Raw genomic sequence first — 1090 nt, forward strand, 5'->3', positions numbered from 1 at the left:
GTGAACACGCTCGGCGCATCGAACCGGACCGGACACCACCAGTCGATGGAACCATGCGGTGACACCAGGGCAGCACCCTGGCAATCCCCGAGCAGGGCGTAGTCGGCGATCGACGTCATCGACGCCTGATTACCCCCATTCCCGTCGGCCACGCTTCAAGTCGGGCATGACGAGGGGTGGGCTCAGGCGGACCCCCGGCGGCGGGCCGATACCGTCGAAAGGCGGGCAGGGACAGGGTCGACGAGCCCCGCGAGAGCGCGATGACCCGAGACCAGCTGCCGTGCTCCCGCCGGCGCCGTGCCTTCCCAGAACCACTCAGCCCGCCAGTTGGGGAAGACGATCGAGGCTTACCGAGCCGATGGCGACGATGATGAGCGCTAACAGCGCCACCAGGCGCGGCGGTACGTGCAGCGCCTCGGCTACCGGCCGCACGAACGGGTCGGTGAAATACCCGGCATACGGCGCGATCCGCTTCTCGACGGCGGCGGGGCCCGGCAGCTCGGGCAGCAGGACCCGCCAGATCAGCCAGAACCCGTAGAAGCTGAGCACGATCTGGCCCAGCGCGGCGACGACGGCAAGGAAGAAGTTCACGGCACGTCCCTCGTGGCATCGGACCGGAAGTAGGGGCGCCGCTCAGCGCTGCGTCCCGCTCTGCGGCTTGCGCACCGTGTACCAGAACGGGGCAGCGACGAGCAGAACCCCGCCGAGGATGTTCCCGATCGCCGCCGGAGCGATGTTCCACGCCAGCGCGGCTGCCCATCCCGGGCCTGCGCCACCGGGCATCGCCAGGCTGAAAAACGCCATGTTCGCTGGGCTGTGCTGGAAGTTCGCCGCCTCGAACAGCAGCACCGCCAGCGCCAGCGGAACGAACTTGCTCCACACGTTCTGAGCTTGATCTTTAACCTGGCTGTGCTGAGTCGGGCCTGGGTTATGCAGGTTCTCCGGCGCGTCGGCGGGACATGTCGCGGCCACCGCTTGATCATCTTCGGGTTCCTTCCACAGAGCTCGAAGACGAAAGCGATGGCCGCGATGCTCAGTGTGACCCACGCCCGGTCCGTGCAGTCGGAAGACACCCCGGCCCGGCGGAGTG

At 67.8% G+C, this 1090-nt stretch carries 2 protein-coding genes; both read right to left on the bottom strand.

Annotated features, from left to right (window positions below; genetic code table 11):
• Positions 1-315: 315 nt before the first annotated feature.
• Complete coding sequence (locus tag KME75_RS41840; protein ID WP_219420569.1) at positions 316-591, bottom strand: hypothetical protein; 276 nt, start codon at positions 589-591, stop codon at positions 316-318.
• Positions 592-633: 42 nt separating this feature from the next.
• On the bottom strand, positions 634-1090 hold a 457-nt coding region (locus KME75_RS41845; RefSeq protein WP_219420571.1), incomplete at its 5' end, for a formate/nitrite transporter family protein.

The organism is Pseudonocardia nigra, assembly GCF_019396355.1.
GTDB lineage: Bacteria > Actinomycetota > Actinomycetes > Mycobacteriales > Pseudonocardiaceae > Pseudonocardia > Pseudonocardia nigra.